The sequence below is a fragment of the Pseudarthrobacter defluvii genome, assembly GCF_030323865.1.
Lineage (GTDB): Bacteria > Actinomycetota > Actinomycetes > Actinomycetales > Micrococcaceae > Arthrobacter > Arthrobacter sedimenti.
The window spans coordinates 45,437-71,171 of record NZ_CP066363.1 but is presented as its reverse complement, the minus strand read 5'-3'; the positions used below and the strand labels follow the sequence as shown (position 1 = coordinate 71,171).

20 protein-coding genes and 2 riboswitches are annotated in these 25,735 nt (G+C 64.1%); of the genes, 17 read left to right on the top strand and 3 right to left on the bottom strand.

The features are described 5' to 3' along the window. Positions 1-119: 119 nt before the first annotated feature. Positions 120-301, top strand: a riboswitch (cyclic di-AMP (ydaO/yuaA leader). Positions 302-308: 7 nt separating this feature from the next. Both JCQ34_RS19925 and JCQ34_RS19920 read left to right on the top strand, forming a co-directional pair. Next, positions 309-1,082 carry an NlpC/P60 family protein gene (locus tag JCQ34_RS19925; RefSeq protein WP_286404935.1) on the top strand — a complete coding sequence of 258 codons (774 nt, stop codon included), beginning with the start codon at positions 309-311 and terminating at the stop codon, positions 1,080-1,082. Between the two features lie 502 nt (positions 1,083-1,584). Next, positions 1,585-1,749, top strand: a riboswitch (cyclic di-AMP (ydaO/yuaA leader). Positions 1,750-1,820: 71 nt separating this feature from the next. Continuing rightward, complete coding sequence (locus tag JCQ34_RS19920; protein ID WP_286404932.1) at positions 1,821-2,531, top strand: M23 family metallopeptidase; 711 nt, start codon at positions 1,821-1,823, stop codon at positions 2,529-2,531. A gap of 205 nt (positions 2,532-2,736) precedes the next feature. Here JCQ34_RS19920 and JCQ34_RS19915 read toward each other — a convergent pair whose 3' ends face one another. From JCQ34_RS19915 to JCQ34_RS19905, 3 genes are read right to left on the bottom strand one after another with little or no spacing between them, the layout of a single operon-like run. Beyond that, entirely contained in the window at positions 2,737-4,962 is a 2,226-nt protein-coding gene (locus JCQ34_RS19915; protein WP_286404948.1) for a heavy metal translocating P-type ATPase, read from the bottom strand. A gap of 59 nt (positions 4,963-5,021) precedes the next feature. Beyond that, entirely contained in the window at positions 5,022-5,246 is a 225-nt protein-coding gene (locus JCQ34_RS19910; RefSeq protein WP_286404930.1) for a heavy-metal-associated domain-containing protein, read from the bottom strand. Between the two features lie 20 nt (positions 5,247-5,266). After that, positions 5,267-5,587 (bottom strand): metal-sensitive transcriptional regulator, encoded by a 321-nt coding sequence (locus JCQ34_RS19905; RefSeq protein ID WP_286404929.1) that lies wholly within the window; start codon positions 5,585-5,587, stop codon positions 5,267-5,269. Positions 5,588-5,790: 203 nt separating this feature from the next. Here JCQ34_RS19905 and JCQ34_RS19900 point away from each other — a divergent pair, with 203 nt between their 5' ends. From JCQ34_RS19900 to JCQ34_RS19830, 15 genes are all read left to right on the top strand, one after another. Beyond that, positions 5,791-6,234 (top strand): universal stress protein, encoded by a 444-nt coding sequence (locus tag JCQ34_RS19900; protein WP_286404927.1) that lies wholly within the window; start codon positions 5,791-5,793, stop codon positions 6,232-6,234. A gap of 49 nt (positions 6,235-6,283) precedes the next feature. Further along, positions 6,284-6,724, top strand: a complete 441-nt coding sequence (locus JCQ34_RS19895) for a hypothetical protein (protein ID WP_286404925.1) — start codon at positions 6,284-6,286, stop codon at positions 6,722-6,724. 369 nt (positions 6,725-7,093) lie between these two features. Continuing rightward, positions 7,094-7,777: a TIGR00730 family Rossman fold protein gene (locus JCQ34_RS19890; protein ID WP_286404923.1), complete on the top strand. Its 684-nt coding sequence runs from the start codon at positions 7,094-7,096 to the stop codon at positions 7,775-7,777. A gap of 129 nt (positions 7,778-7,906) precedes the next feature. Next, positions 7,907-8,170 carry an SHOCT domain-containing protein gene (locus tag JCQ34_RS19885; protein WP_286404921.1) on the top strand — a complete coding sequence of 88 codons (264 nt, stop codon included), beginning with the start codon at positions 7,907-7,909 and terminating at the stop codon, positions 8,168-8,170. A gap of 167 nt (positions 8,171-8,337) precedes the next feature. Beyond that, positions 8,338-10,917 (top strand): cation-translocating P-type ATPase, encoded by a 2,580-nt coding sequence (locus JCQ34_RS19880; protein ID WP_286404920.1) that lies wholly within the window; start codon positions 8,338-8,340, stop codon positions 10,915-10,917. A gap of 8 nt (positions 10,918-10,925) precedes the next feature. Next, a complete protein-coding gene (locus JCQ34_RS19875; RefSeq protein WP_286404918.1) occupies positions 10,926-12,284 on the top strand; it encodes a phenylacetate--CoA ligase family protein in 1,359 nt (452 codons plus the stop codon). A 113-nt stretch (positions 12,285-12,397) separates the two neighbouring features. Continuing rightward, complete coding sequence (locus JCQ34_RS19870) at positions 12,398-14,827, top strand: phosphoketolase family protein (RefSeq protein WP_286404916.1); 2,430 nt, start codon at positions 12,398-12,400, stop codon at positions 14,825-14,827. Positions 14,828-14,926: 99 nt separating this feature from the next. Further along, complete coding sequence (locus JCQ34_RS19865) at positions 14,927-18,082, top strand: HAD-IA family hydrolase (RefSeq protein ID WP_286404914.1); 3,156 nt, start codon at positions 14,927-14,929, stop codon at positions 18,080-18,082. Further along, positions 18,079-19,143, top strand: coding sequence for a type II glyceraldehyde-3-phosphate dehydrogenase (locus JCQ34_RS19860; RefSeq protein ID WP_286404912.1), 1,065 nt, complete (start codon positions 18,079-18,081; stop codon positions 19,141-19,143). Before JCQ34_RS19865 ends, JCQ34_RS19860 begins: the two co-directional genes overlap by 4 nt. Before the next feature lie 41 nt (positions 19,144-19,184). Further along, on the top strand, positions 19,185-19,439 hold the full coding sequence (locus tag JCQ34_RS19855; protein WP_286404910.1) for a DUF2933 domain-containing protein: 255 nt from the start codon (positions 19,185-19,187) through the stop codon (positions 19,437-19,439). Further along, positions 19,429-20,091 carry a methyltransferase family protein gene (locus tag JCQ34_RS19850; protein WP_286404908.1) on the top strand — a complete coding sequence of 221 codons (663 nt, stop codon included), beginning with the start codon at positions 19,429-19,431 and terminating at the stop codon, positions 20,089-20,091. Before JCQ34_RS19855 ends, JCQ34_RS19850 begins: the two co-directional genes overlap by 11 nt. Before the next feature lie 226 nt (positions 20,092-20,317). Beyond that, a complete protein-coding gene (locus JCQ34_RS19845) occupies positions 20,318-20,827 on the top strand; it encodes a hypothetical protein (RefSeq protein ID WP_286404906.1) in 510 nt (169 codons plus the stop codon). Position 20,828: 1 nt separating this feature from the next. Then, positions 20,829-21,938 (top strand): cytochrome b, encoded by a 1,110-nt coding sequence (locus JCQ34_RS19840; protein WP_286404904.1) that lies wholly within the window; start codon positions 20,829-20,831, stop codon positions 21,936-21,938. Positions 21,939-22,397: 459 nt separating this feature from the next. Continuing rightward, positions 22,398-23,312, top strand: coding sequence for a DMT family transporter (locus tag JCQ34_RS19835; protein ID WP_286404902.1), 915 nt, complete (start codon positions 22,398-22,400; stop codon positions 23,310-23,312). A 118-nt stretch (positions 23,313-23,430) separates the two neighbouring features. Beyond that, positions 23,431-25,098 (top strand): ABC1 kinase family protein, encoded by a 1,668-nt coding sequence (locus tag JCQ34_RS19830; RefSeq protein WP_286404900.1) that lies wholly within the window; start codon positions 23,431-23,433, stop codon positions 25,096-25,098. Positions 25,099-25,735: the final 637 nt, after the last annotated feature.

Genomic DNA, 25,735 nt, shown 5'->3' with positions numbered 1-25,735 from the left:
AAGAAAGGAGATGTCCTGTGATATGCATCTCATGTTATTCAAATGTGACAAATGAGGCCTGCGTGAAGTACGGTCGAAGCCGTGCCGGTTTCTCCGAATGCGGCACTCCCGAGCGGACTTGCCTAACTCTGCCGCTGCCCGGGATCCGTTCGCAACTTTCGTCCGGCAGAGACGGGGAAACCAACAGTGGCCTGCTGCGGGCAGGTCTTGGGGTGAAGCCGTGCCTGGTGCTTTTGGCGCCGGTCCGGCCGGGTGTCTCCCATCCGAATCCGACAGCTAACCTCGCAGGCAGTGGGAGAGGCCCTTTCATGCCCATGCGCAAAGCTCACGGCCGCCACCGCGCGGTCCCTGTCCAGACCAGCGCCCTTGCGGTGTTGTCCAAATCGGTCGCCGGAAACGCCGGTGCCGCCGGCCGGCAGGCGGCCGTTATCGCCGCGGCGTCCGGCCTTGTCCTGACCAGTGGCATTGCCGCCCAGGCAGCCGATGCCCCGGCCCAGCGTGAGGCGGAGCCGGCTCAGGCACTGGAAGTCGCCAGCCAGGTCCAGGCCCCGCTCAGTGCGGACGCAACGGTCCGGATTTCCTTCGAGCGCCCCGCGGTGGAGACCACCCCGGCGCCGGTGGTGGAAGCACCCAAGCCAGCCGCCGTCGAGGCGCCCAAGGCGTCCGCCGCACCCGCGGTGGCTGCAGCGGCTGCGCCCGTGAAGGCGCGGGTGACGGTTGCCCCTGCTGCTGCCGCTCCTGTAGCCGCGCCCGTGGCCGGCGGTATCAACGCCATCATGGTTTCCTCCGCCTACGCCCAGATCGGCATGATCCAGGACTGCACCCGACTGGTCGAAAACGCCCTCAACGCTGCCGGTATCCGTGTCGGGGACCTGGGTCCCATGCAGTTCATGAACTACGGCACCGTGGTCACCGACCCGCAGCCCGGCGACATGGTCATGCAGCCCGGCCACGTAGGAATCTACGTCGGCAACGGCCAGGTCCTCAGCTCGGGCCTGAACGGGAAGAACGAAACCGCAGTGCACCCGCTGACCTGGATGACCTCCAAGGGCAGCGTCACGTTCGTCCGCGCCGGTAAGTAAGCCACTGAAGGGCCGGTGATGCACTGCCTTGGGGGCTGTGCATCACCGGCCCTTCAGCACTTCTGCCCCGGTTGGACGCAGATTCATCCCGTAACGGCGGTCCAAAGCGGCGCGACCGCACATGGTTGGTAGCCACCAGGACCGAGCTGGCGGCCATCGCAGCGCCGGCGATCATCGGGTTGCGCAGGCCCAGCGCGGCGACCGGGATGCCGACGGCGTTAGAGAAGAACGCCCAAAACAGGTTGGTCTCTATGCGCGCCAGCGTACGGCGGGGCAGCCAATCGGTTGCGCGATCCGGCCGGGTCAGTGCCCGTAACCACCGGATCGCCCGATCACGATGTCCGCCCGCCACCGTGCGGGCAATGCGCGCTGCTTGGGTCAGGCAGCCGCGAGTGGAGTGAATAACGGATTTGTAACTTATGCGAACGGTTCGCTACTCTAGGGAGGCATACCCCTGGCGGGTATGTGTTGCCCGCTACGCCAAACCCCGCCGGCGGCCTACAACTATGAATTTCTCAAGGCGGGGGCGGAGGATCCACTTACGGCGCGCGCGGAGCGCGCCTTGGGGCGAAGCTACTTGGCGGCTGCGCTGCCGCGCGTCCTCCAGCAGCCGGACAGTCCACTCGTCCGAATCCGACAGCTAACTTCGCCGGCGCCGAGAGGACCACTATCTTGTCTGCCCAGCCCAAACACGGCCGTCGCCGTGCCCTTCCTGCTCCCAGGCCACGCCGCCCCCTTATGCGTGACGCTGCCATTCTGCTGCGGAGCCAACAGTGGGGCGTTACAGCTGCCGTCACGGGAATGATCGCCCTGACGGCCCTTTCGGCTGCGCAGGCCGACCCGGGTGGCCGCGCCGGAGCCCCGGACCGGACCGCCGCGTCCACAGTTCCTGCCGTTGAGGCTGCCGTTACCGCAGTGCCGACCGCCATCCTGACCTTTGACAGCCCCGCAGTGACCTCCCAGCCGGCTCCTAAACCGGCGTCGCCCGTGGAGGCTGCCGGAACGGTTTCAGGATCGACCCCAGTGGCACCGGATGCGGTGGCCCCCACTGAGCAGTCCAGCGGCCTGAGGGCACCACTGGCCGCCATGAATGTGAGCTCCCCCTACGGATTCCGTGTCAGCCCCATCACCGGAGCTGCCGGCGAACTGCACACTGGCGTCGACCTGACAGGAGCATGCTCGACTCCGGTGTTCGCTGCGGGCTCAGGGAAAGTCGTCGAGGCGGGCTGGAGCCCATATGGCGGTGGCAACCGGATCGTTGTGGATCATGGCAACGGGATGAAGACCACATACAACCACTTGGCCAGCATCGGTGTTTCTATCGGGCAACCAGTAACGCAGGGCCAAGAGATTGCGGGCGTTGGTACGACCGGGGCGTCAACTGGTTGCCATCTTCATTTCGAAGTCGTAGTCAACGGTGCCACCGTCAATCCCTCGGCCTACATTTAACGAGACACGAGGATTCCGGCTATGATCCGTCAGCTGTTCCTGGTTGCGGAAACTCAGACCGCCCGCTGACCTGGATGGCCTCCAAGGGCGCCGTCACGTTCGTCCGCGCGGGTAAATAAACTACTGAAGGCCGGTGATGTGCTGCCTTGGGGGCTGTGCATCACCGGCCTTCAGCATGTCTGCCGCAGGTGGGCGGCGTTTCACCTCATTGCGTCCGTCCGAAGCGGCGCAACCGCAGCGAGTTGGTCACCACCAGGACCGAGCTGGCGGCCATCGCGGCGCCGGCGATCATCGGGTTCAGCAGGCCCAGCGCGGCGACCGGGATGCCCACGGCGTTGTAGAAGAACGCCCAGAACAGGTTCGTCTTGATCGTGGCCAACGTCTTTCGGGACAGCCCGATGGCTTCCGCGACCTGCCCCAGATCGCTTCCCATGACCGTCAGGTCTGCGGCGGCGATGGCCACGTCGGTCCCGCTGCCCATGGCGATGCCCAGGTCAGCCTGGGCCAGGGCCGCGGCGTCATTAACGCCATCCCCTGCCATCGCCACGGTCGCGCCGGATTTCTGCAGCCGGCGCACGGCCTCGACCTTGCCTTCGGGCAGGACCCCTGCCAGCACATCCGCGGCCGGGATGCCCACCTTCGCGGCAACGGCCAGCGCCGCGGAGGCGTTGTCGCCGGTCAGCAGGATCGGACGCAGTCCGAGTTCCTTCAACCTGCCGATCGCGGCAGCCGAGCCCGGTTTGATGGTGTCGGTGAGGCTGATCAGGCCCGCGGCCTGCCCGTTCACGCCGACCCAGATCACGGTCGCTCCGGAGTCCTCCAGCGCGTGCAGATGCTCCAGGCTTTCGGCGGGGGTGTCGATGCCGTTGTCCTTGAGCCATCCGGCGCGTCCGACGACGATTGAGCGTCCGTTGACGGTGCCGCGCACGCCCCCGCCCGGGGCGCTGACGAAGTCGGCCACCGCCGCCAGGGGAGCGTGTTCGCGTGCGGCCCGTGCGATGGCATGGGCCACGGGGTGTTCGCTGGCGGCTTCGGCTGCCCCGGCCAGGGCGAGCAGCTCGTCCCCGTCCGCCGTGGTCAGGCTCTGCACAGCCGCGACGGAAAGTTTGCCGCTGGTGACGGTCCCGGTCTTGTCCAGCACGATGGTGTCCACGGTTCGGGTGTCTTCCAGGACCTGCGGGCCTTTGATCAGGATGCCCAGCTGGGCCCCGCGGCCGGTCCCGGTGAGCAGTGCCGTGGGGGTTGCCAGACCCAGCGCACAGGGGCATGCGATCACCAGCACGGCGACGGCGGCGGTGAATGCCGGCTGCGGGTCCCCGGCGGCAATCAGCCATGCTCCAAAGGTGAGCGCGGAGATGGCCAGGACGACCGGGACAAAGACCGCGCTGATCCGGTCGGCCAATCGCGCGACCGCCGCCTTACCGCTTTGGGCCTGGCTGACCAGTCGCCCCATCTGGGCAAGGGTGGTTTCACTGCCGACCCGCGTGGCCTTGACCAGCAGCCGGCCGTTGGTGTTGATGGTCGCCCCGATCACGGAATCGTCCACGCCGACCTCGACCGGCACCGGTTCGCCGGTGATCAGTGAGGTGTCCACCGCCGACTGGCCCTCCACCACAAACCCGTCCGTGGCGATCTTTTCCCCGGGACGGACGATAAAGACGTCCCCCGGAACGAGCAGATCAACCGGCACCCGTGACTCGGCCCCGTCCCGGACCACGCTGGCTTCCTTGGCGCCGAGGTTCAGCAGCGCGCGCAGGGCGTTGCCGGCGCGCTGTTTGGCGTTGGCTTCCAGATAGCGGCCCAGCAGCAGGAACGTGGTCACCACGGCGGCCACTTCGAAGTACAGGGCGTGGTCGCTCATGTTCATGCCCGGATGTGCGGTCATGAACGGATCGGCCAGAAGCTGCCACGCCGAAAACAGGAACGCTGCACTGACCCCGATGGATACCAGGGTGTCCATCGTGGAGGCCAGGTGCCGGGCGTTAATGGCTGCCGCCCGGTGAAACGGCCACGCGGCCCAGCTGACCACCGGCGCGCTCAGAACGAGCGCAGCCCAACCCCAGTGCGGGAACTGGGCCGCCGGGACCATCGAGATCACCAGCACCGGCAGGGTCAGGGCGGCCGCTGCGAGGAGACGCGGCCGCAGGACGCTGCCCGCGGCTGCAGCCTGCCCTGCCGCTGCCAGGTCATCGCCGCCCGGCTGTGCCGACTGCAGTGCATATTGGATGTGTTGCCTGTCAGGGGCGGGCCGGTCAGCCTTGAGCGAGGCGGTGTAACCGGTGGCCGTCACGGTGTCGATAATCTGCTGGTCCGAAACAGCGTCGGGGACGATCACCCGGGCGGACTCCAGCGGCAGGTTGACTGTGGCGTCAACGCCTTCGAGTTTTCCCAGTTTCCGCTCCACGCGGGCAACGCAGGAGGCACAGGTCATGCCTTGTATGTCGAGTTCAAGGACGCGTGTGCCGGGAGCGAGGATTTCGGCGTCCACGCCTAACCGCCGGCCACGACGTCGTAGCCGGCTTCAGCTATCGCCGCGTCGATCTGTGCCGGGTCCAGCTCGGCGGTCGATGTGATGGTGGCTATGGAGATGCCGTCCTTGTTCAGCGCGACGTCGACGGCCGCGACGCCGTCGAGCTCCTGGAGCTCTTCGGTAACCGATGCAACGCAGTGGCTGCAGTGCATTCCGGAGATATTGACGGTTGTCTTCACGCTCATGGCTGGCTTCCTCCTTGTCGTTAGCGCAACAGACGTCCGACGGCGTCTGTTGCTTCCCTGACCTTTGCGTCACCGGCCTCCTCGGAGGCGGCCGCCGCGTTCACCACGCAATGTCCAATGTGTTCTTCCAGCAGGCCCAGGCTGACGGCGTGCAGTGCCTTGTTCACCGCAGCGACCTGGGTGAGGATGTCGATGCAGTAGGCATCCTCATTGACCATGCGGGCGATGCCGCGCACCTGGCCTTCAATGCGCTTCAACCGGCGCAGGTAAGCCTCTTTTCCGCTGCTGTACCCGTAGTCCGCGACCTCGGCTGAGGGGACGCTATCAATGTTCCGAGTCATGGGAGATCCTTTCAGCAGTCACCACAATATACCCCCGGGGGGTAAAAGGCAAATATCGGGGAGTATTCGCTCCCTCTCATCCAACCGCCTCTGTGTAACGTAGCTCGGTCGTTCGCGGCGAGGGACTTTCTGCCCTTCCCCATGGGTGCATTCCGGGGACATGCTGGCCTGCACCGGTTAAGGCATTTGCAAAGGGAGTACATATGGCGGGATTCAGGATTGTTGCAGGTGTTGATGGTTCGGCTGCATCCGGCTTCGCGCTGGAATGGGCTGTGACCGAGGCGCAGCTGCGGGGCGGGGTCGTCAAGGCGGTCACCGCCTGGGAGTTTCCGCCCGTGACCGTGGGAATGGAAGGCCTGATCCACGACCCTGACCTGTTTCCACAGGCAGCCCGCCGACTTCAGGGCGAGGCCCTGAAAAAGCTGGATAGCGGGGGCGTGGCAGTCACCGCTGACGTGGTCCAGGGCCATGCCGCCTCCGTGCTCCTGAGGGCCGCGGAGGACGCAGACCTGCTGGTTGTCGGATCCCGCGGCCTGGGCGGATTTACCGGGCTGCTGCTCGGTTCCGTTTCGACACAGATCCTCCACCACTCGCCATGCCCGGTGCTGGTTGTCCGGACCCGGCCCCGCGCGGGCACCCTCGAATGATGAGTCAAGGGCACTCCGCGACGGGCATCCCGCAGAGGCGGGCGTCCCGGTGACCGGCGATCACCAGCCCCACGGCCATTCCAGCGTGCACGCCCTGCCGGTGACGCCGCAGACAGCGCGAGGCTTCAAGGGAAGAATCCAGACGTTCTGGCATACGATTACGGGCGCCCTTGGTCTGGTGACGGGGCTGGTTCCCCACGTACTGCACCATATCGGATTCCTCGCAGGAAGTGCCCTGGTCGCCGGCTCGGGCGGCACGGCTTTGTTCGGCTCCCTCGGGCTACTGGCATCCATTCCCGCACTGGTCCACCTGCACCGGCGGTTCCACAGTTGGATCGCCCCCACCCTCGGTCTGCTGGTCTTCGCCGGGATGTTCTCCCTCTCCGCCTTCGTGATCGGCCCGGCCATCAGCGGCACAGGAGCAAACGTGACGCCGGGACCTTCACCCACCGCCGACCATACGGCGGACCATTCTGGGGGAGGGCATTGAGTTCTCCTGGCCGCTGCGGGCGGTTCCCCTCCCTGCACCCGTTCCCGGGAGCCAATACTGCGGCCATGACAGCCCTGCGGGTATTTTGCAAACCCCGGTCACCAGTGCCCTGCAGGCGTTGGGCGCAGATTTTGCTGACCGCCCGCATTGCCGGTGGACCGGCCCGCATAATGACCAACCCCAGGCTGCACATCCTGGACGCGCTGATGTTGCCCAGGCCGGTTGCTGTCATTACCAGGCAGGGAGCGGATCAATTGACGGAAGCCGGGGCGGCGTGACCGCTGCTGCACCGAACGTGGCCGAGATGAACGCGCCGAAAAGCGCGACGAACGCAAACCGCCAGTACCGGACGCACACCGGAGCAGTTCCATGATGAAGATGACAGATGAAGAACTCCTGGCCGTGATGGCCGACCCGGCCGATGATCCTGCCCGGATGGAACGGATGAGCAACGAGATCGGAGCAGGGTTTAAGCTCATGTCGAACCGGGTGGGCAAAGCCGTCGCCGTCTTCGGATCGGCGCGCCCCGGCGAGGACGACCCGCGCTACCAGGAAGCACGGACGCTCGGAGCACGGTGTGCCGCCGCCGGGTTCGCAGTAATCACCGGGGGAGGCCCCGGCCTCATGGAAGCGGCGAACCGGGGCGCGGCGGAGGGCGGTGGGACATCGATCGGTCTGGGCATCGAACTGCCACGGGAACAGTCAGTGAACCCCTACGTGAACCTGTCGATGAGCTTCCGGTACTTCTTCGTCCGGAAGCTCATGTTCATCCGGTACGCCTCGGCCTTTGTCGTTCTTCCGGGCGGTTTCGGCACACTGGATGAACTCTTTGAAGCCCTGACACTCGTCCAAACCGGAAAAATCCACGAATTCCCCGTCATTATGATCGGAACGGACCACTGGAGCGGACTGATGTCCTGGATAACCGAACAACTCAGGGACCAGGGATTCATCGCCCCCGATGACATCCGGCTACTCCATTGCACCGATGACATCGAGGATGCTGTGGACCTGATCCAGCAATGCCACCTGCGCCGGCACGGCCGCTCGTGAAGTTGTCGCCCACGCGCACTTTCAGGCAGCAGGGACCAAAGCCTCTGACGGGCCCGGCACCGCAGGGGAATAGTGAACGAAAAGCCGCGTGCATGCGTACAGGGGCCTATGTAAGGAAGGAATTCCGCGATGATGGTCTGGGACGGCAACATGGGCGTCTGGGGGTACATCCTCATGGTGGCGAGTTTCGTTCTGTTTTGGGGTGCCATCATTACTGCGCTTGTCCTCTTTGCGCGCTCCACCGGGGCGGGCAATCGCCGTTACGACAGCAGCGGAACCGGAACGGCCGGCACCTGGCAGGCAGAACACATGCTCGCCGAGCGCTTCGCCCGGGGCGAGATTGACGAGACCGAATACGTTGCCCGGCTCAACGTGCTGCGACGCAGAGCATGACGGCGGTTTCATTCCGCAGCCACACCTTGACCGGTACCCCTAGGGGGTATAGCTTCAAGGTAACCGGAAAACGACGTCAGGGACAACGCCCTCACGCAGTGAAGGTCTGGCAACGGGGCTCCCGAGCCCTGTTGGGCTTCCTCAGACACGCCTGCGAAAGGACGATCATGTCAGTCCACCCTAAGTCAGCCCATCGAGGCGCTCAGGCCCCGGAGATTCGAAACGCCATCGTGGAGGTCCGCGGCCTGCACTGGGCCACCTCCAAAGGAGTCGTCGAACGGGTCCTGCTGCAGCGGCCCGGGGTAGTTGCCGTCGAGGCAAACGCGGTGGCCCAGACCGCCACCGTCAGCTTCGACCCATCTCTGACGTCGCTGGAGCAAATCACCGGGTGGGTACGCGACTGCGGCTACCACTGCCGTGGCGAATCTGTTCCCGACCACATCTGCTCGCCCATGGAAACGGCGCATGAACCCGCCAGTCCAGGCAATACTGCCGGGACTCACGCCGGGCATGCCTACCACGATGGCCCGCACCCTATGCAGCACATGCAGCACCCTGAGGTCCAAGACCACCACGGCCATGCCCCTGCGGCACCCGCCGCACAGCAGGACCATGCGCACCCTTCGGGAAACGGCCATGCGGGTCATGCCATGGACGGTCATGGCGGACCGGCGCGGTCGGCCCAGGACGTGATGGGTCACGGCGGGCACCACGCCGGGATGTCGATGGACGACATGGTCAAGGACATGCGCAACCGGTTCCTGGTCGCCGCCGCCCTGTCCATCGGTGTGACCTTGTGGTCCCCGATGGGCCGGAATATGTTCGGCTTCACTGTACCCACCCCGTTCGGGCTCCGCAGCGACGTGATCGCGCTGATCCTGTCGCTGCCGGTCATCTTCTATTCCGCATGGATCTTTTTCGACGGCGCCTACCGGGCCCTGCGGGCCCGCACCTTGGACATGATGGTCCTGGTCGCGATCGCGGTGGGAACCGGCTGGCTGTACAGCGTTTGGGTCACCCTGACCGGCGGCGGCGAGGTCTTCTATGAGGCCGCGACTGTTCTGGCCTCCTTTGTCCTGCTCGGTCACTGGTTCGAGATGCGTGCCCGCGGCGGGGCGAACGAAGCGATCCGCACCCTGCTCGAGCTTGCCCCTCCGGTAGCGGTGGTCATCCGCGACGGGGAAACCGTTGAGATCCCGACCTCCGACGTGCAGACCGGTGACCTGCTCCTGATCCGGCCCGGCGCCAAAATCCCGGTCGACGGAGAGGTCGTTGAGGGCCAGTCCGAAGTCGATGAGTCCATGGTCACCGGCGAAAGCCTTCCCGTGAGCAAAACTGTCGGCTCCGAAGTCATCGGGGCGTCGATTAATACCACGGGCACCATGCGTGTGAGGGCCACGAAAGTCGGCGCAGAGACCGCGCTGGCGCAGATCGTGGCCCTCGTTCAGGAAGCCCAGAACTCCAAGGCTCCGGGCCAGCGTCTGGCGGACCGGGCTGCGTTCTGGCTGGTCTTTGTCGCCCTGATCGGCGGGACCTTGACCTTCGCTTCCTGGCTTGCCCTCGGCGCCGGAATCCAGGTGGCCTTGCTGTTTGCGATCACCGTCGTTGTCATCACCTGCCCGGACGCGCTGGGCCTGGCTACTCCGACGGCCATCATGGTTGGTACCGGTCTCGGCGCCAAGCGTGGTGTCCTGTTCAAGAACGCCACGGCATTGGAGGTCGCGGCACGGATCGATATCGTCGTGATGGACAAGACCGGCACGCTGACAAAGGGCGAACCCGAAGTGACCGACGTCGTGGTTGAAGGCATCGGCCGCGACGAACTGCTGGCACTGGCCGCGGCGGTGGAACGCGAATCCGAACACCCCCTCGCTGAAGCCGTCGTCCGGCACGCCGTCAACAGCGGCGTCTCCGTCCTCGCCGCGTCGGAGTTCCTGAACGTTCCCGGGCACGGTGCCGGGGCCATGGTGGACGGGCGGCACGTCCTGGTGGGGAACCGCAAACTCATGGCGGACCAGGGCATCGACCTCGGCCGCTTGGCGGGTGTCCGGGACGAGCTGGCCGCCACCGGGCGCACGGCCGTGCTCGTGGCGGTGGACGGGCAGGCAGCCGCGGTCATCGCCATGGCGGACGCGGCCAGGGAAACCGCAGCCGCGGCCGTGGCGGCCCTGCACGAGGCCGGTATCGAAGTCGTCATGCTCACCGGAGACAACGAAGCCACCGGCCGGAGGATCGCCGGCCAGCTGGGCATTGATACCGTTATTGCAGAAGTCCTTCCCGGTGAAAAGTCAGCAAAAATCGCTGAGCTGCAGCAGCGCGGGAAGGTCGCCATGGTCGGAGACGGCGTCAACGACGCCCCGGCACTGGCCCAGGCTGACCTGGGAATCGCGATCGGCGCCGGCACCGATGTCGCCATCGAAACAGCCGACGTCGTGCTGATGCGCTCGGATCCGCTCGACGTGCCGATCGCCCTGCGAATCGGTAAAGGCACCTTACGGAAGATGCGCCAGAACCTGGGTTGGGCTGTCGGGTACAACGCAATCGCCCTGCCCATCGCTGCCGGGGTGTTCGCGTTCGCTGGAATCGTGCTCAGCCCCGAGATCGCCGCCCTGTCCATGTCCGGCTCCAGCTTCCTGGTCGCCGTCAACGCCCTGCTGCTCAAGAACCTGCGCCTGCCCCGACCGGAAACCCCCGAGGCCAGCACCGCACGCGACACCCGCCCGCTGGCCCCGGCCGGGAACCGCTAGGCACGACAGTGGATCTCCGGCTCGTCTCGCACGTCCTGTACCTCAGGGCCGCCTGGCGGCGCCGGGACCACTGGGACCCCGCCACGATCCTCGCCCATCAGGAACAGGCCCTGTTGAAACTACGGCATGCGGCCTACGCGGGCTCGGAGTTCTACCGCCGCCATCACGCCGGGCTTTACGACGCACCCCTGCAGCAGCTCCCGCCCGTCTCCAAAGCCGACCTGATGGACCACTTTGACGAGGCCATCACCACACCGGACCTCAACCTGTCTGGCTTGGAAAACCATCTAAGGTTTCTCACCGAACACCAGGGCGATCCAGGTTCACCCTGGCAGGGCCGCTGGTGGGCGGCCGCCACTGCGGGGACCACCGGTCGGCGCGGCACCTTCGTCTGGGACCGCAGCGAATGGGCGACCGTCCTGGCCTCCTACGCCCGCGCCAATGACTGGGCCGGGATTTCCGCGGGATTCACCCGGCCGCTGAAGATGGCCCTGGTCAGCTCCCGCGTCCCCACCCACCAGTCCGCCGTCGTCGGCGCATCCCTGCGCTCCAAGCTGGTGCCCACCCTCCGCCTGGACGTCACCGCCCCAGTGGACGAAACAGTCGCCGCGCTGAACCGGTTCCAGCCCCGGATCCTGGTCGGCTACGCCTCAGCCCTCAAGCCCCTCGCCGCCGAACAGCGCGCCGGGCGGCTGCACATCGCCCCCCAAGGCGTCATGTCAGCCTCCGAAGTGCTCACGCCTAACACGGCCGCGGAGCTTGAAGCGGCCTGGGGGAGTGCCCCCTTCGACGTGTACGCCGCCACCGAAACCGCCGGCATCGCCTCCCCGTGCACGCAGCGGAACCGGCACGTGTACGAAGACCTTCTCATCATCGAACCCGTTGACCAGGACGGAAACCCCGTACCGCCACACACGACCGGGGCGAAACTCCTGGCCACCGTCCTGTTCTCGAGGACCCTGCCGCTGATCCGCTACGAAATGTCCGACACCGTACGCCTGGGCGGACGCGGCTGCCCGTGCGGCCGCTCCTTCGCCCTTCTTGAGGACATCGAAGGCCGCCTCGAAGACGTCCTGCACCTGCCGGGAAGGACAGGCGACGTCACCGTGCACCCAATCGTGTTCCACCACGTCCTGGACCAGGCAGCCCTCGGAGGGTGGCAGATCATTCAGGAACCCAATGGTCTCCGGGTCCTTCTCGCAGGCCTTACCCCCGGAAACACGCCGGAGGTTGTGCAGTCTGCGCTGAACCGGGCCCTCGCCGGGTCCGGTGTTGTGCAAACAGGCGTCAACGTTCATGTGGTGAATCAACTCGAGCGGACAGCACTGGGCAAAGCACCGTTCGTGCGTGGGATCAAGGCGCCCTGATGGAGCATGGGCGGCGTGTTCGGGCGCCTCCGGCGGCTGCTGCCGGGGCACCACGCGCGCGGGCCCCATGTAGCCCATCCCGTTCTTTTCCTCAGAGAGGCAGGACTTTTAAAATGAACGACCCCCAGCTTGCACTGACCCACGAACCGGTGCTTAGCCCGGACCAGGTTGACCGCCTCCATGCCTGGTGGCGGGCCGCGAATTACTTGTCGGTCGGGCAGATCTACCTCATGGACAATCCGCTGTTGCGTGAGCCGCTGCGTCCCGAGCACATCAAGCCTCGGCTCCTTGGACACTGGGGGACTACGCCGGGCCTGAACTTCATCTATGCCCACCTGTCCCGGGCGATCATGGAACGGGACCTGAACATGATCTACATCATGGGACCGGGCCACGGCGGACCCGGGCCGGTGGCATCCGCGTGGCTGGAAGGCACTTACAGCGAGACCTACCCGGATGTATCCCGGGACCTGACCGGGATGCAGCGGTTGTTCCGGCAGTTCTCCTTTCCTGGCGGCATCCCCAGCCATGTGGCTCCGGAGACACCAGGCTCCATACACGAGGGCGGGGAACTGGGCTACGCCCTTGCCCATGCCTATGGTGCAGCGTTCGACAATCCGGACCTGATCGTTGCCGCCGTTATCGGCGACGGCGAAGCAGAAACGGGCCCGCTGGCAGCCAGTTGGCACTCCAACAAGTTCATCAATCCGGCCAAGGATGGAACCGTCCTACCGATCCTGCACCTGAACGGGTATAAGATCGCCAATCCCACGGTCCTGGACAGGATCGACCGTGACGAGCTGGACGCGCTGCTTCGCGGGTATGGGCACACCCCGTATTTCGTGGAAGGCAGCGATCCGGCGCAGATGCACCAGGACTTCGCCAGCACCCTGAACGCCTGCCTCGATGACATTGGCGAAATCAAACGGGCGGCCCGGGAGAACGGCCAAACCGGCCGGCCCCGCTGGCCCATGATCGTCCTGCGCTCTCCCAAGGGCTGGACAGGACCGGCCGAGGTGGACGGATTGAGCGTTGAAGGGAGCTGGCGTTCCCATCAGGTTCCATTCACGCAGGCACGCGAAAACGAGGAACACCGCGCCGTCCTGGAACGGTGGCTGCGAAGCTACCGTCCGGAGGAACTTTTCGACGACAACGGTGCCCCGCGGCCGGAAATTGCAGCGCTGCATCCGACCGGGCCGAGTCGTCTCAGCGCCAATCCGCATGCTAACGGCGGGCTGCTGTTGCGCGCGCTGCGGATACCCGATTTCACCGCGTATGCCGTGCCCGTGGACCGCCCAGGCACCGGCGCTGTTGAATCGACCCGGGTCCTGGGGGCGTTCTTGCGCGACATCGTTGACGCGAACAGGGATAATTTCCGGGTTTTCGCCCCTGACGAAAACAACTCCAACAGGCTCGGTGCCATCTTTGACGTCACAGAGCGGGCCTGGAACGCCCGCACGGTTCCAGGCGATGACCACCTTGCCCGTGACGGACGGGTCATGGAGATCCTCTCCGAACATATCTGCCAGGGATGGCTCGAAGGCTATCTTCTCTCCGGCCGGCATGGGTTCTTCTCCTGCTATGAGGCGTTCATCCACATCGTCGATTCGATGTTCAACCAGCACGCCAAGTGGCTGACCACCACCAACGACATCCCTTGGCGCCGGCCTGTGGCCTCCCTGAACTATTTGCTCACCTCGCACGTGTGGCGGCAGGATAACAACGGGTTTTCGCACCAGGACCCCGGGTTCATCGACCATGTGATCAATAAGAAAACCGACGTCATCCGCGTATACCTGCCACCGGATGCCAACACGCTGCTGTCTGTGGCCGACCATTGCCTGCGCAGCCGCCAGTACGTCAACGTCATAGTCGCCGGCAAGCAGCCACAGCTGCAGTACCTGGACATGGAACAGGCCGTCGTTCACTGCACCAAAGGTATTGGAATCTGGGAATGGGCGAGTTCGGACGCAGATGGCGAACCGGATGTGGTCATGGGCTGCGCTGGGGATGTCCCGACCATGGAGACCCTCGCCGCCGTCGACATCCTCCGGTCCCGCTTCCCGGATCTGAAGATCCGTGTGGTCAATGTTGTGGATCTCATGCGCCTCCAGGACGCCGCCGAGCACCCGCATGGCTTGTCCGGGCGTGACTTTGATGCCCTATTCACCACGGACAGACCAGTGATCTTCGCCTACCACGGGTACCCCTGGCTGATTCACCGCCTCACCTACCGCCGGACAAACCATGGCAACGTCCACGTCCGTGGCTATAAGGAGGAAGGCACAACCACCACGCCGTTCGACATGTGTGTCCTCAACCAGCTCGACAGGTTCACCCTGGCCATGGACGTCATCGACCGGGTGCCAAGGCTGAAGAACACATCGGCGCATGTCCGCGAGGAACTCAAGAACAAGCTGATCGAACACAGGCACTACATCCGCACGCATGGGGAAGATATGCCGGAAATCCGTAACTGGGAGTGGACATCGGGCCCGGGGCCATTTGGTACGACGGCTGACACAGCCAAGGAGCCTGAGTAGTTGGAACGCCTTACTCCCGTCCGCGGAAGCGAAGCGAGACATCCCCGGGAAGTGGCCGCAGTGCCATACCAAGCGGTCCTTTTCGACATGGATGGGGTCGTGACCCGGACAGCGGCGGTGCACGCGGCAGCGTGGAAAGCACTATTCGACTACGTCCTTCAGGACCCCCGTCTCGAAGGGCATCCAAGACGGGACCCTTTCGATATCGACGCCGACTATCGGCTGTACGTCGATGGACGTCAGCGCGAGGACGGGGTCGTGGCCTTCCTGGCCTCCCGCGGAGCTGAGGTTCCCACGGGCCGGCCCGACGACGGACCCGACGTTTGGTCTGTCCACGGATTGGCTGCCCGCAAGAACGCCCTGTTCCTTGCGGCGGCGGAGCGCCAGGGCGTGGGCTCCTATCCGGGGACGGTAGCGATGCTGGCCCGGCTGCACGCGGCAGGGATTCCCGTTGGCTTGGTCACCGCGAGCCGCAACGCCCGCGCACTGCTGGCCAAGGCGGGTCTGATTGGGGAGTTCGACGTCATCATCGACGGCCAGGTTGCCGCCGATCAGGCCCTGCCGGGCAAACCGGATCCGGCGCTGTTTCTCGAAGCGGCGCGCAGGCTGGGGACCGAACCCCGCCATGCGGCAGTCATCGAAGATGCCACCGCCGGCGTCCAAGCCGCGCGCCGGGGCGGGTTCGGACTGGTGGTCGGCATTGACCGGACAGGGCACGCGGATGAGCTCGAATCCGCGGGTGCTGACATCGTCCTTGGTGACGTCGCTGAGCTTGACCTCGGGGTGTCCCGCGTCGACCCCTGGATGCTGACATATGACGGTTTCGATCCTGCCCATGAGGGCCACCGTGAAGCACTGACCGTTCTTGGGAACGGCTACATGGCCACCCGGGGTGCGAGGCCGGAGCACGCGGACGACGGAGTTCACTACCCCGGGACCTACCTGTCAGGCGTGTACAACAGGACAACGGGTACCATCCACGGCCGGAACGTGGAGGAAGAACATCTGGTCAACATCCCCAACTGGCTCCCCGTGGACCTCCGCCTCGGGACGGGGCCCTGGTTGTCAACCGGCGACATCGAAACCCGGGATGAGCGTGCGCAGCTGGACCTGCACCGCGGCCTCCTCACCCGGCAGGTGACCCTCGTAGGACCCGGTGGGGAGCAGTTCTCCGTCCGGCAGCAACGGCTTATAGCGATGCACCGACCCCATGTTGCCGCTTTGGAAACGACCGTCACAGCCCACGGAGTCAGCGGCACGGTGGCTTTCCGTGCAGGCATCGATGCTGCGGTCGCGAACACCAACGTTCGCGACTACGTCGGCACGGGCCAGGTACACCTATCCGAACCCACCTTCACCGTGACCGACCCTGACACCGTGGTGTGCGAGGCGGAGACGAGCCAGAGCCGGATACGCATCGCCGTCGCTGTCCGCACCGTGGTGAGCAGCAAGGCGCAGGTTACATACGGTGAGCCAGAGATACGCGGGAAGCAGTACCAGCGCCAGTTCGAGGTTCAACTTGCGGACGGACAGTCAGCCACCCTCGCCAAGACGGCCGCTGTAGCGACATCGCGCGACGCCGCCATTTCTTCACCGGCGACCGCAGTCGTCGCGGCTCTTTCCCGGCCAGGCAACAGCTTTGACGCCCTGTTGCAGGAGCACGAAAGGGCGTGGCGCCGCCTCTGGCGCCAATACGGCGTCAGCCTCGACGGCGACCGGCAATCCCAACTGGTGCTCAACCTGCATGTGTTCCATGTGCTGCAGACACTCTCGCTGCACACGGCGGCCCTTGACGCCGGAGTTCCTGCCCGCGGCCTGCACGGTGAGGGGTACCGCGGCCACGTCTTCTGGGACGAATTGTTTATTTTCCCGGTGGTCGGTCTGAGGCAGCCGGAGGTGAGCCGTGCTCTGCTTGAATACCGGTGGCGCAGATTGGATGCGGCCCGTGCCGCCGCCTGCGAGCAGGGCCTGAGAGGCGCACTGTTCCCGTGGCAAAGTGGCAGCGACGGGCGCGAGGAGACACCGCGGCGACTTTACAACGCCCGCTCTGCCCGGTGGATGCCGGACAATTCCAGCCGCCAGCGCCACGTTGGACTGGCTATCGCCTACAACGCCTGGCAGCACTACCAGGTCACGGGAGACCGGCAATGGCTGGCGGCGCGCGGTGCGGAACTCATTATTGAAGTGGCCAGGATGTTCGCCTCCCTGGCCACTTTTGACCCGGAAAGCCACAGGTTCCACCTTTCAGGTGTCATGGGACCGGATGAATATCATGACGGGTATCCGGACAACCCGGGCGGCGGCCTGCGTGACAATGCCTACACCAATGTCATGCTTTCATGGGTGTGCGAACGCACGGCAGACGTTCTAACAGAACTTGCCGGCCATGAAGGCGCAGACCTCAGGGAGAGACTCCACATCACGGAGGAGGAAATCAACCTCTGGTCCAGGATCAGCCGTGGCCTCGCTGTGCCGTTTCATGCCGACGGGACCATCAGCCAGTTTGACGGTTATGAAAAGCTTGCGGAACTGGACTGGCCGGGCTACAGGTCCACCTATGGCAACATCGGTCGGCTCGACCTTATCCTCGAGGCCGAAAACGACACAACCAACCGCTACAAGCTCGCCAAACAAGCCGACGTCCTGATGCTGGTCTACCTGCTGGGTCCCGAAGGGATAACCCGCCAGCTGCGCCGCCTGGGCTACGCATTGACGCAATCGGCCCTGCAACGAACTGTTAACTACTACCTCGCCCGCACCTCCAACGGTTCGACCCTCAGCCGCGTAGTGCACGCCTCGGTCCTGGCCCGGATTGATGTAACGCTTGCCTGGCAGGTCTTCCGCGAGGCCCTGGTCTCGGACCTGGACGATACACAAGGGGGCACAACGCGCGAAGGAATCCACCTCGGCGCAATGTCTGGCACGGCCGATGTCGTTGTTCGCGCATTCGCAGGCCTCAGAACCGAGGCCAACGCCCTGACCTTTGACCCCCGGCTCCCGCAACGGCTCAATCGTGTGGCATTTCAGATTTTCTACCGCGGGCACTGCATTGACATCACCCTGAGCGCAGAGAACCTGAGGATCCAGCTGCGGCCCGCGAGTGCGCCTCCTGTCCGGATAGGTGTCAAAGGACTCTACCGGGACCTGGCCGGAGGAGATGGAATGGACTTCCCTCTGGTGCCGAAGAAAGCAGGCAATACGGGAGGAGGGACCGGCGACGAGATGATACGACCGCAGGCAGGAGACATGCGATGAGCAAGACCAGAGTGGCCATTAACGGATACGGGGTCATCGGCAAGCGCGTGGCGGACGCTGTTCAGCTGCAGCCCGACATGGAACTGGCAGGCGTTTCCGATATCGTCACCGACTGGCGGTTGCGCTCCGCTGCAGGGCGATTTCCCCTGTTTGCATCGACCGATGATGCGCGGATCGCCATGGGCCAGGCAGGACTGAGTATCGCCGGGGGGCTCGATGACCTCTTGGCCCAGGCGGACGTCGTCGTCGACGCGACCCCCAAGCACGTAGCGGCCGGCAATTTGCCGCGCTACCGGACGGCAGGGGTGAAAATTGTTCTGCAGGGCGGTGAATCCCATGACACCACGGGGCATTCGTTCGTAGCGCAGGCAAACTACCACACCGCACTGGGCCGGGACATGACCCGCGTAGTCTCCTGCAACACCACCAGCATCGTCAGGGTCCTCGGTGCACTGCGGGAAGCCGGCTTGCTGGCCAAGGCCCGAGGCGTCCTCATCCGGCGTGCCACCGACCCGTGGGAATCCCATCTCGGAGGGATAATGAACACGATGGTCCCCGAACCCAGGATCCCTTCCCATCAGGGCCCGGACGCCCGGACTGTCCTGCCCGATCTGGACGTGGTGACAATTGCGGCCAAGGGCGCACACACACAAACCCATAACCATTACTGGACCCTCCAGCTCACCCGGCCAGCCGGCCGGGAAGAGGTGCTCGCCGCCCTGCGGGCCGCTCCGAGGATAGCTTTCATCCGGATGGCTGACGGGCTGGTCGCGTTGAACTCGACCATTGAACTGATGAAGGATCTCGGCCGGCCGCGCGGGGACATGTGGGAAGTCGCAATCTGGGAGGAGCTCGTGACCGTCGAGGGTGACGAGGCATACCTGACGTACCAAGTGTACAACGAGGCCATCGTCGTGCCCGAGACCATTGATGCGATCCGTGCCCTGACGGGGTCCGCCCCTGACGCGGTGACATCAATGACGATGACCGACTCCGTCCTGGGTATGAGGCAGGATTTCCTTGCCGAGGCCATCCCCGCACTTCCAGGAGGCGCCCGGTGAGCCACGACCACTACCATCCCGGCCCTGGCACAGGACCGGAGGTGCGTCCTCCGGTCCATCCCCCGCAGGAGCGCAGGACCCAGTACATGCGTGCGGGGTTGACCGCACTGATCCTCATCGGCGTGATCTACCTTCTTACCAATCACTGGCTGCATGTGCTGGACGCGCTGCCCTACGTGTTCGTCGTCGCGATGATGGCAATGCACCTCTTTGGCCATGGAGGCCATGGCGGGCACGGGGGCCATGGAAGCGGCCACGGGGGAACGACCGGCAGGGATACTGACGATGGCTACTGATTATGGTTACAACCTATGGTTCCTGGTGATTCTGAACTCCGCGATCTTCATCATCTTTGCCTTCAGTTTCGTCAAACCCAAAACAAGGCTGGATTGGCGGGCTTTTGGGGGATTCTCGGCCTTTGTCATCGCACTGTTTACGGAAATGTATGGCTTTCCGCTGACCATCTACTTTCTCTCGGGCTGGCTGGGGAGCCAATACCCGAACCTGAATCTTCTGACCCACAACTCCGGGCATCTTTGGCAGGATCTCATGGGTTGGCAATGGGACCCTCATCTCAATCCCCTGCACCTGCTGAGCAACCTCCTTATAGCCGCTGGTTTCATCCTGCTTTACCGGGCCTGGCAGGTTCTCTATGCCGCCCAACGTGAACACCGGCTCGCTGTCAGTGGTATCTACTCCCGCCTCCGCCACCCGCAATACGTGGGGTTCCTGACCATCATGTTTGGGTTTCTTTTGCAATGGCCGACTTTGCTGACGATCGTTATGTTCCCGATTCTGGTACTCGTGTACCACCGGCTCGCCCGGCGGGAGGAGGAAGCAATGGTGAAGGAATTCGGCGAAGACTACCTCGCCTACGCCCGCCAGGTTCCAGCTTTCATCCCGCGGTTCAGAAGGGGCAGCAGCGTATCGCACGTCCAGAGGCAATGATGTCGCGCCACAGCAGTGATGTCGCGCCACAGCAGTAGAGGGAAACAGCAGGATCTTGACTGTGGAATTCATTTTGGGAGTCATCATGGGATCCAAACCTGGATCTGGATGCAGCGGCCGTGATGGAAACGGACGTGCGGGAGGCCGGGCCCTAAGCGGGGGAAGAACAACAGCCATAGTCCTGCTCTGCTGGCTTCTCCTGGCCGGGGGCATCGCAACCCCGCCAATGGCGTCCGCCCATGAGGAAGGTTCTTCCACCGAGGGCTATCTGCTGGTTCAGCAGGCGCTGGCGCACCTTGCCCATGATAAGGACAATTTAGGCCCAGCGCTGCTGAAAATTGACGAAGCCCTCGCCGCGGCTGACCAGGAGGGGGTTTCGGTCGGCACACTCGAGCAGGCCAGGGCCTCTCTCCAGGCCGGAGAATCAGCCGAGGGACGCTCCCTGCTCCAGGAATCCATCGGAGAGGCACTTCGTGGGCTCAGACCCGCTGCCGGCGATGAAACAGGGACCACCACCGTTCTTGACCCGCTTCCGGCCCGTGCGGGTCTTAACGGTGCTGACTGGGGTCTCCTGGCAGTATCGATTCTGGTAGCCCTCACGGGGCTGGCCTTGGCTTACCTGTTCCGTCCGCACGCGAACATTCGGGAGTTGCGGTTGCTGCTGGCCTCGGAGCGCCCACGAGCGCAACTGCCACCCAAACACGAACCGACACGCCACAGCAAGCGGGACACGTGATATGAGCGATGAAACAGCAGGCATCGGGACCCAGGACACCGGAAAAGTGCAGCGCCCGGCCTGGCCCCGGCGCTTCCTGAATGCCATCGACGAACGGCTGGGCATTGACGCCTTGGCATACCCTGTCCCGGAACACGCCAACTCGTTGGCCTGGAGCCTGGGCGGGGTGACGGCAACAGCCTTCGGAATCCTGGTGCTCAGCGGCATTTTGCTGGTCCAGTTCTACAGCCCCACACCGGAAACGGCCAACCAGTCGGTCCGGGCCATAGCCACGGACGTCTGGGGCGGGGATGTCCTGCGCGGGGTGCACTTTTGGGCGGCGCAGGCGATGTACGTCACCGCGGCCCTGCACCTGATCCGGGTCTTCGTTACCGGCTCCTTCAAACGCCCCCGCGAAGGAAACTGGCTAATAGGTGTCGTACTGTTCGGGCTGAGCACCCTTGCACTGTTTACTGGAACGGTCCTGAAATGGGACCAGGAGGGCTTCGAAGCACTCGGCCACAACGTGGAGGTGGGGGATCTGCTGGGCGGGGCCGGTTTCTGGTTCTCCGCAGAATTCGCGAATCAGGTGTCAATTCTCGTCCGACTCTACGGCGCCCATACAGTGATCCTTCCGGGAGTCCTCCTGGTGCTGATGATCTGGCATGGGCTCCTGGTCAAGCGGCACCGAATCTCGCCTCACCCGTCGCTGCCTGCCGACAGCTCTGGGGAACAGGCTGCCCAGGAGGAACCGTCGGAGCCATTCACTCACCACCTGCGCCGGGTAGGAGCGTTCGGGCTGGTACTTTTTGGCATCGTTGGTATTCTCGCGGTGCTCCTCCCGCCCCCGATAGGTGCAACACCAGTGGCAGGCATCGAACTGACCCGACCCCCATGGAATTTTTGGTGGTTGTACACCCTGGAAGACTGGTTTGGCCTGCCCGCCATACTCTTCGCGGAGGTCGCACTCTTTACCATATTGGCCGCGGTTCCATTCGTAGACCGAAGCAGAAACCGGTGGTGGCGGCACCGCCCCATCCCTATCGCGGTGGCCGCTGTGCTGCTAACGGCCATCGTGACGCTTACAGTTCTCATCTTCTTCATTCCGATAAAAGCGCATCTGGGGGCATGAGCATGCATAGTCCGCCGCTACAGGGCCGGCACCAGAAACAACGACTGCAAGCCTTTTGGCTTCTCACGGGCCTCGCAGTGTCTTCGGCAGGTTCTTTAACCCACGCCCTCACTGCACCGCCCGCACCGGCTACCGGCTTATGGACGGCGGCAGCCGGAACCCTCCTGGTGATTTCGTTGATCTTCGCCGCGAGGATCCTTAGCTTCGACGATCGGGCACGGAGGGAACGTCTCCGCGCTGGGCGGGCTTCCGCCGCCGAGCACAAGGAAACCACATGACAGCGGGCGTCTACTGCGCGCGGGGCACGATTATTGGATTACCGGTCGGTGAAAGAGGGGGGCCGCGTTCAAGTTCAACGCAGACTGGGCTGCCGTCGCCCTTGATCCCTCCGCACGGGCGGGCCTCCCCGGCGCCGGGCCTTCCATCACATCCCTGGGCTCATGCCCCTGAAGGAATGACGTGCGCACACGTCAGGCGGTAGTTGATACCGGACAGGAAGGCGAACTGCGCCGACCCCGGCCGCTGCTGATGCTGGCAATCACATTCGCTTGGGGCTCGTGCTTCCTGGCGATCAGCGTTGGCCTGGCTGACGCCCCGATCTTGTGGTTTGCCGCACTGCGGGCGCTGATAGCAGGCACGGCACTTCTTGCGGTTGCCAAGATACGGCGTCAGCCTGCACCGTCCGGGGCCGGCACTTGGACGCTGATAGCCGTAATGGGGCTGGTGAACGTCTCGTTAGCTTTCAGTGCCATGTTTGCCGGCCTTGGCGGCCTTTCCACAGGAGCGGCCTCCACCTTGGCCAATGCTCAGCCCCTCCTTATTGTGCTTCCGGCCTGGTGGATCTACAAGGAGCGTCCGTCCATGCGGACACTGGCAGCTATGGGAACCGGCTTCGCGGGGTTGGCTGCGGTGGCGCTCTCCAATGGATCCGGCTCCGGGGCATGGCTGTCCATAGTTGCCGCTCTTGCGGTCACGGGAGGCACCCTAATCTCCAGGCGGATCAAGGCCCTTGTGCTGCCGGTGATTGCATGGCATTTCCTGATCGGAGGCGCCGTCCTTGCTGTCGCCGCCGCCATCTCAGAGGGGATGCCCGCTATCAACTGGAACCTGCGCTTCGTCGCCGTTCTTCTGTACGTTTCTCTCGTGGGCACCGCTGCAGCATTTCTTGGGTGGTTTACTGAAGTACGGCATTGCCGCCTGGATGAGGTAAGTTCCTGGGTTTTCCTGGTTCCGGTGTTTGGCATCCTGTTGTCCATGACTGTGCTGGGGGAACGCCCGTCAGCCTGGACGTTTGCCGGCATGCTGCTGATTCTGGCATCCATATTCGTTCTTGTGCTCTCACCCAAGCCTGCCGCAACGGATGGAAAAGCATGAAACCTACTACCGACAGGACAGGTCCGGCAAAGGCCAAGCAGGCTGCGTCACCGACAGCGATGACGGCGCTGGACACTATCCCCGAGGCTCCTGGTCCTCCTAGGAAGCCGGGATTGCAATGACGCCCAGCCTACGCAGCCAGCGTTACCAGGAAATCACTGAGGTCCTGGCCCGGCACGGACTTGGCTTCCTGGTCGGAGTGAGCGGGCTTGAGCGGTGGGTTCCATTCCATCAGGGCTTGATGGGCCATGAACGAAGGACCGAACCTTACACCAACCCGGAGCACCTGCGTTTGGCCTTGGAAGAGCTTGGACCGACATTCATGAAGCTCGGCCAACTTCTTTCTACACGGGCCGACTTATTGCCACTCCAGTACCAGGCGGAGTTGGCTAAACTCCAGGACGCCGCTCCCGCTGTGCCTGGTGCGGTCATCCGTCACCTGATCGAGGAGGAATTGGGAGCCGGGCCGGACGAGGTGTTTGCCGATTTCACCCTCGAGCCCTTGGCCACTGCCTCGTTAGGACAGGCCCACGCCGCCACCCTCCACAACGGAACAAATGTGGTGGTGAAAGTTCGGCGTCCGGGTGTCATTCCAACCATCGAGGCGGACTTGGACATCCTGCAGAACCTCGCTGTTCAGATTAGCCGCCGCTGGGAGGCAGTTGCCGACTATAACCTTCCTGGAATAGCCGCCGAGTTTGCGCAGACGCTGCGGGCAGAGCTCGACTACCTGCAGGAAGGCCGGAACGCCGAGCGCTTTGCCAAAAACTTCCGCTCGGACCACGGTGTCTACATACCCCGTGTCTTCTGGGGTACGACGACGTCCCGCGTACTGACGCTTGAACGGATCGGGGGGATAAAAATCAACGATCTTCAAGCCTTGGACCGCGCAGGCATTGACCGGGCTGCCCTCGCTGTTCGGTCAGCAAATACCGTCCTCAAGATGGTCTTTGAGGACGGGTTTTTCCACGCTGACCCCCATCCGGGCAACCTCTTCATCGAAGCCGCCACCGGCCGCATTGGTCTCATCGACTTCGGCATGGTCGGCGAAGTCGATGACAAGCTTCGCAACCAGCTGGGTGATCTGCTTGCTGCCGTCGCCCGCGCCGACCCGGGCCGCATGGCGTCCGCTTTACTTGGACTTTCCGTAGTCCAACAGCCCGTTGACCGGTCCAGCCTGCGCACGGATATCAAGAAGCTAATCGCCCTATACGAAGGCCGCGAACTCCGTCAGATTGCAATCGGGCCATTGCTCAGCCAAGTGGTAGCCATGATGCGCACCTATCACCTGCAGATGCCGCAGGAACTGGCGAAGCTTCTGAAAATGCTCATCATGGCTGACGGCATTGGGCTCCAACTGGATCCTGCCTTCAACCTTAGCGTCGTACTGGCTCCCTACGCGCGGAAACTGATACTGAGCCGATATACCCCGCAGGCTCTTGCCCGACGCATGAGTACAGCCGGTGCGGACGTAGCAGAACTAATCGATGACCTGCCCGAGCTGCTCCGCAGGGTCGTGGAAAGCCTTGACGCGGACGGTCTGGAACTCCATTTGCGGGCTGCTGAATTGGAACCCCTGGTCGTACGTCTGGAGCGCATCGGTAACCGTGTCGTGGCCGGCATGATCGCGGCGGCACTGATCGGAGGTATCGGGGCGTTGGCGTCGGGGAACAAAGAACGTTGGGGTGACTGGGAGAAACCCCTGATGCGTGCTGGGCTTGGGGTCGGCGGGGCACTGAGCGCATATCTTGCCTGGACAACTAGGCGCCCCGGGAGACCGGGTTAGTGAGGACATAGATCACCCCCGAGACGAGGCGCCAGACCAACCTAACCGATGAGAGCTGATATTTGAGTCCTGGCTAAGGTCCTCCGGCTCTAGACAACGGGTGCCTGACGGCCAACACTGCCTATATGCCCAGGCTTGAGGACTCGCGCACCCTGGCTGGAGGCTGGTCGTTCTTGCCCCAGACGAGCCGTCCGCGCCGTGGTGGTCGTTGTGGCCGCCTATCTGGTGTCAGGGCATGCGATGCACGTCTTAGTCTCCCTGCCCACTCGCTCCTAGCATCTGTGATGGCATACATATGGTCTACCAGGGAGGCTGGGGACGACGACGGCCTTGGGGTCGGGGGAGGAGCCGGGCATGACCTATGGTCCCGGGCCCAAACCTGCGGGCGCGTTTTTCATGGTGTCGCCCACATCATCATCTTCGGCGCAGCTTTGTCCGCGCTCCCGCGGCGATGGAATGGCTGGTCCGCAGCCTACAGCATGGCAACAGCCACCAAAATTCAAGGCCCCTCATCTGCTTGCCTCCCTGTCCGCACGGAAGTCACACCAAGGGCTGGAAGTACAAACGCCAGACGCCGGGCATCTCTGGCAGGCCCGCTGGGAGCAGGGAAGCAGCAGTGGGTCTTAGCATCACACAC

Bases quoted from the DNA above. Each gene is read 5' to 3' on its own strand.
- JCQ34_RS19915 (WP_286404948.1), bottom strand. From the start codon at position 4,962: ATGACCTGTGCCTCCTGCGTTGCCCGCGTGGAGCGGAAACTGGGAAAA.
- JCQ34_RS19900 (WP_286404927.1), top strand. From the start codon at position 5,791: ATGGCGGGATTCAGGATTGTTGCAGGTGTTGATGGTTCGGCTGCATCC.
- JCQ34_RS19920 (WP_286404932.1), top strand. From the start codon at position 1,821: ATGCGTGACGCTGCCATTCTGCTGCGGAGCCAACAGTGGGGCGTTACA.
- JCQ34_RS19840 (WP_286404904.1), top strand. From the start codon at position 20,829: ATGAGCGATGAAACAGCAGGCATCGGGACCCAGGACACCGGAAAAGTG.
- JCQ34_RS19850 (WP_286404908.1), top strand. From the start codon at position 19,429: ATGGCTACTGATTATGGTTACAACCTATGGTTCCTGGTGATTCTGAAC.
- JCQ34_RS19890 (WP_286404923.1), top strand. From the start codon at position 7,094: ATGATGAAGATGACAGATGAAGAACTCCTGGCCGTGATGGCCGACCCG.
- JCQ34_RS19880 (WP_286404920.1), top strand. From the start codon at position 8,338: ATGTCAGTCCACCCTAAGTCAGCCCATCGAGGCGCTCAGGCCCCGGAG.
- JCQ34_RS19925 (WP_286404935.1), top strand. From the start codon at position 309: ATGCCCATGCGCAAAGCTCACGGCCGCCACCGCGCGGTCCCTGTCCAG.
- JCQ34_RS19845 (WP_286404906.1), top strand. From the start codon at position 20,318: ATGGCGTCCGCCCATGAGGAAGGTTCTTCCACCGAGGGCTATCTGCTG.
- JCQ34_RS19910 (WP_286404930.1), bottom strand. From the start codon at position 5,246: ATGAGCGTGAAGACAACCGTCAATATCTCCGGAATGCACTGCAGCCAC.
- JCQ34_RS19830 (WP_286404900.1), top strand. From the start codon at position 23,431: ATGACGCCCAGCCTACGCAGCCAGCGTTACCAGGAAATCACTGAGGTC.
- JCQ34_RS19870 (WP_286404916.1), top strand. From the start codon at position 12,398: ATGAACGACCCCCAGCTTGCACTGACCCACGAACCGGTGCTTAGCCCG.
- JCQ34_RS19860 (WP_286404912.1), top strand. From the start codon at position 18,079: ATGAGCAAGACCAGAGTGGCCATTAACGGATACGGGGTCATCGGCAAG.
- JCQ34_RS19885 (WP_286404921.1), top strand. From the start codon at position 7,907: ATGATGGTCTGGGACGGCAACATGGGCGTCTGGGGGTACATCCTCATG.
- JCQ34_RS19905 (WP_286404929.1), bottom strand. From the start codon at position 5,587: ATGACTCGGAACATTGATAGCGTCCCCTCAGCCGAGGTCGCGGACTAC.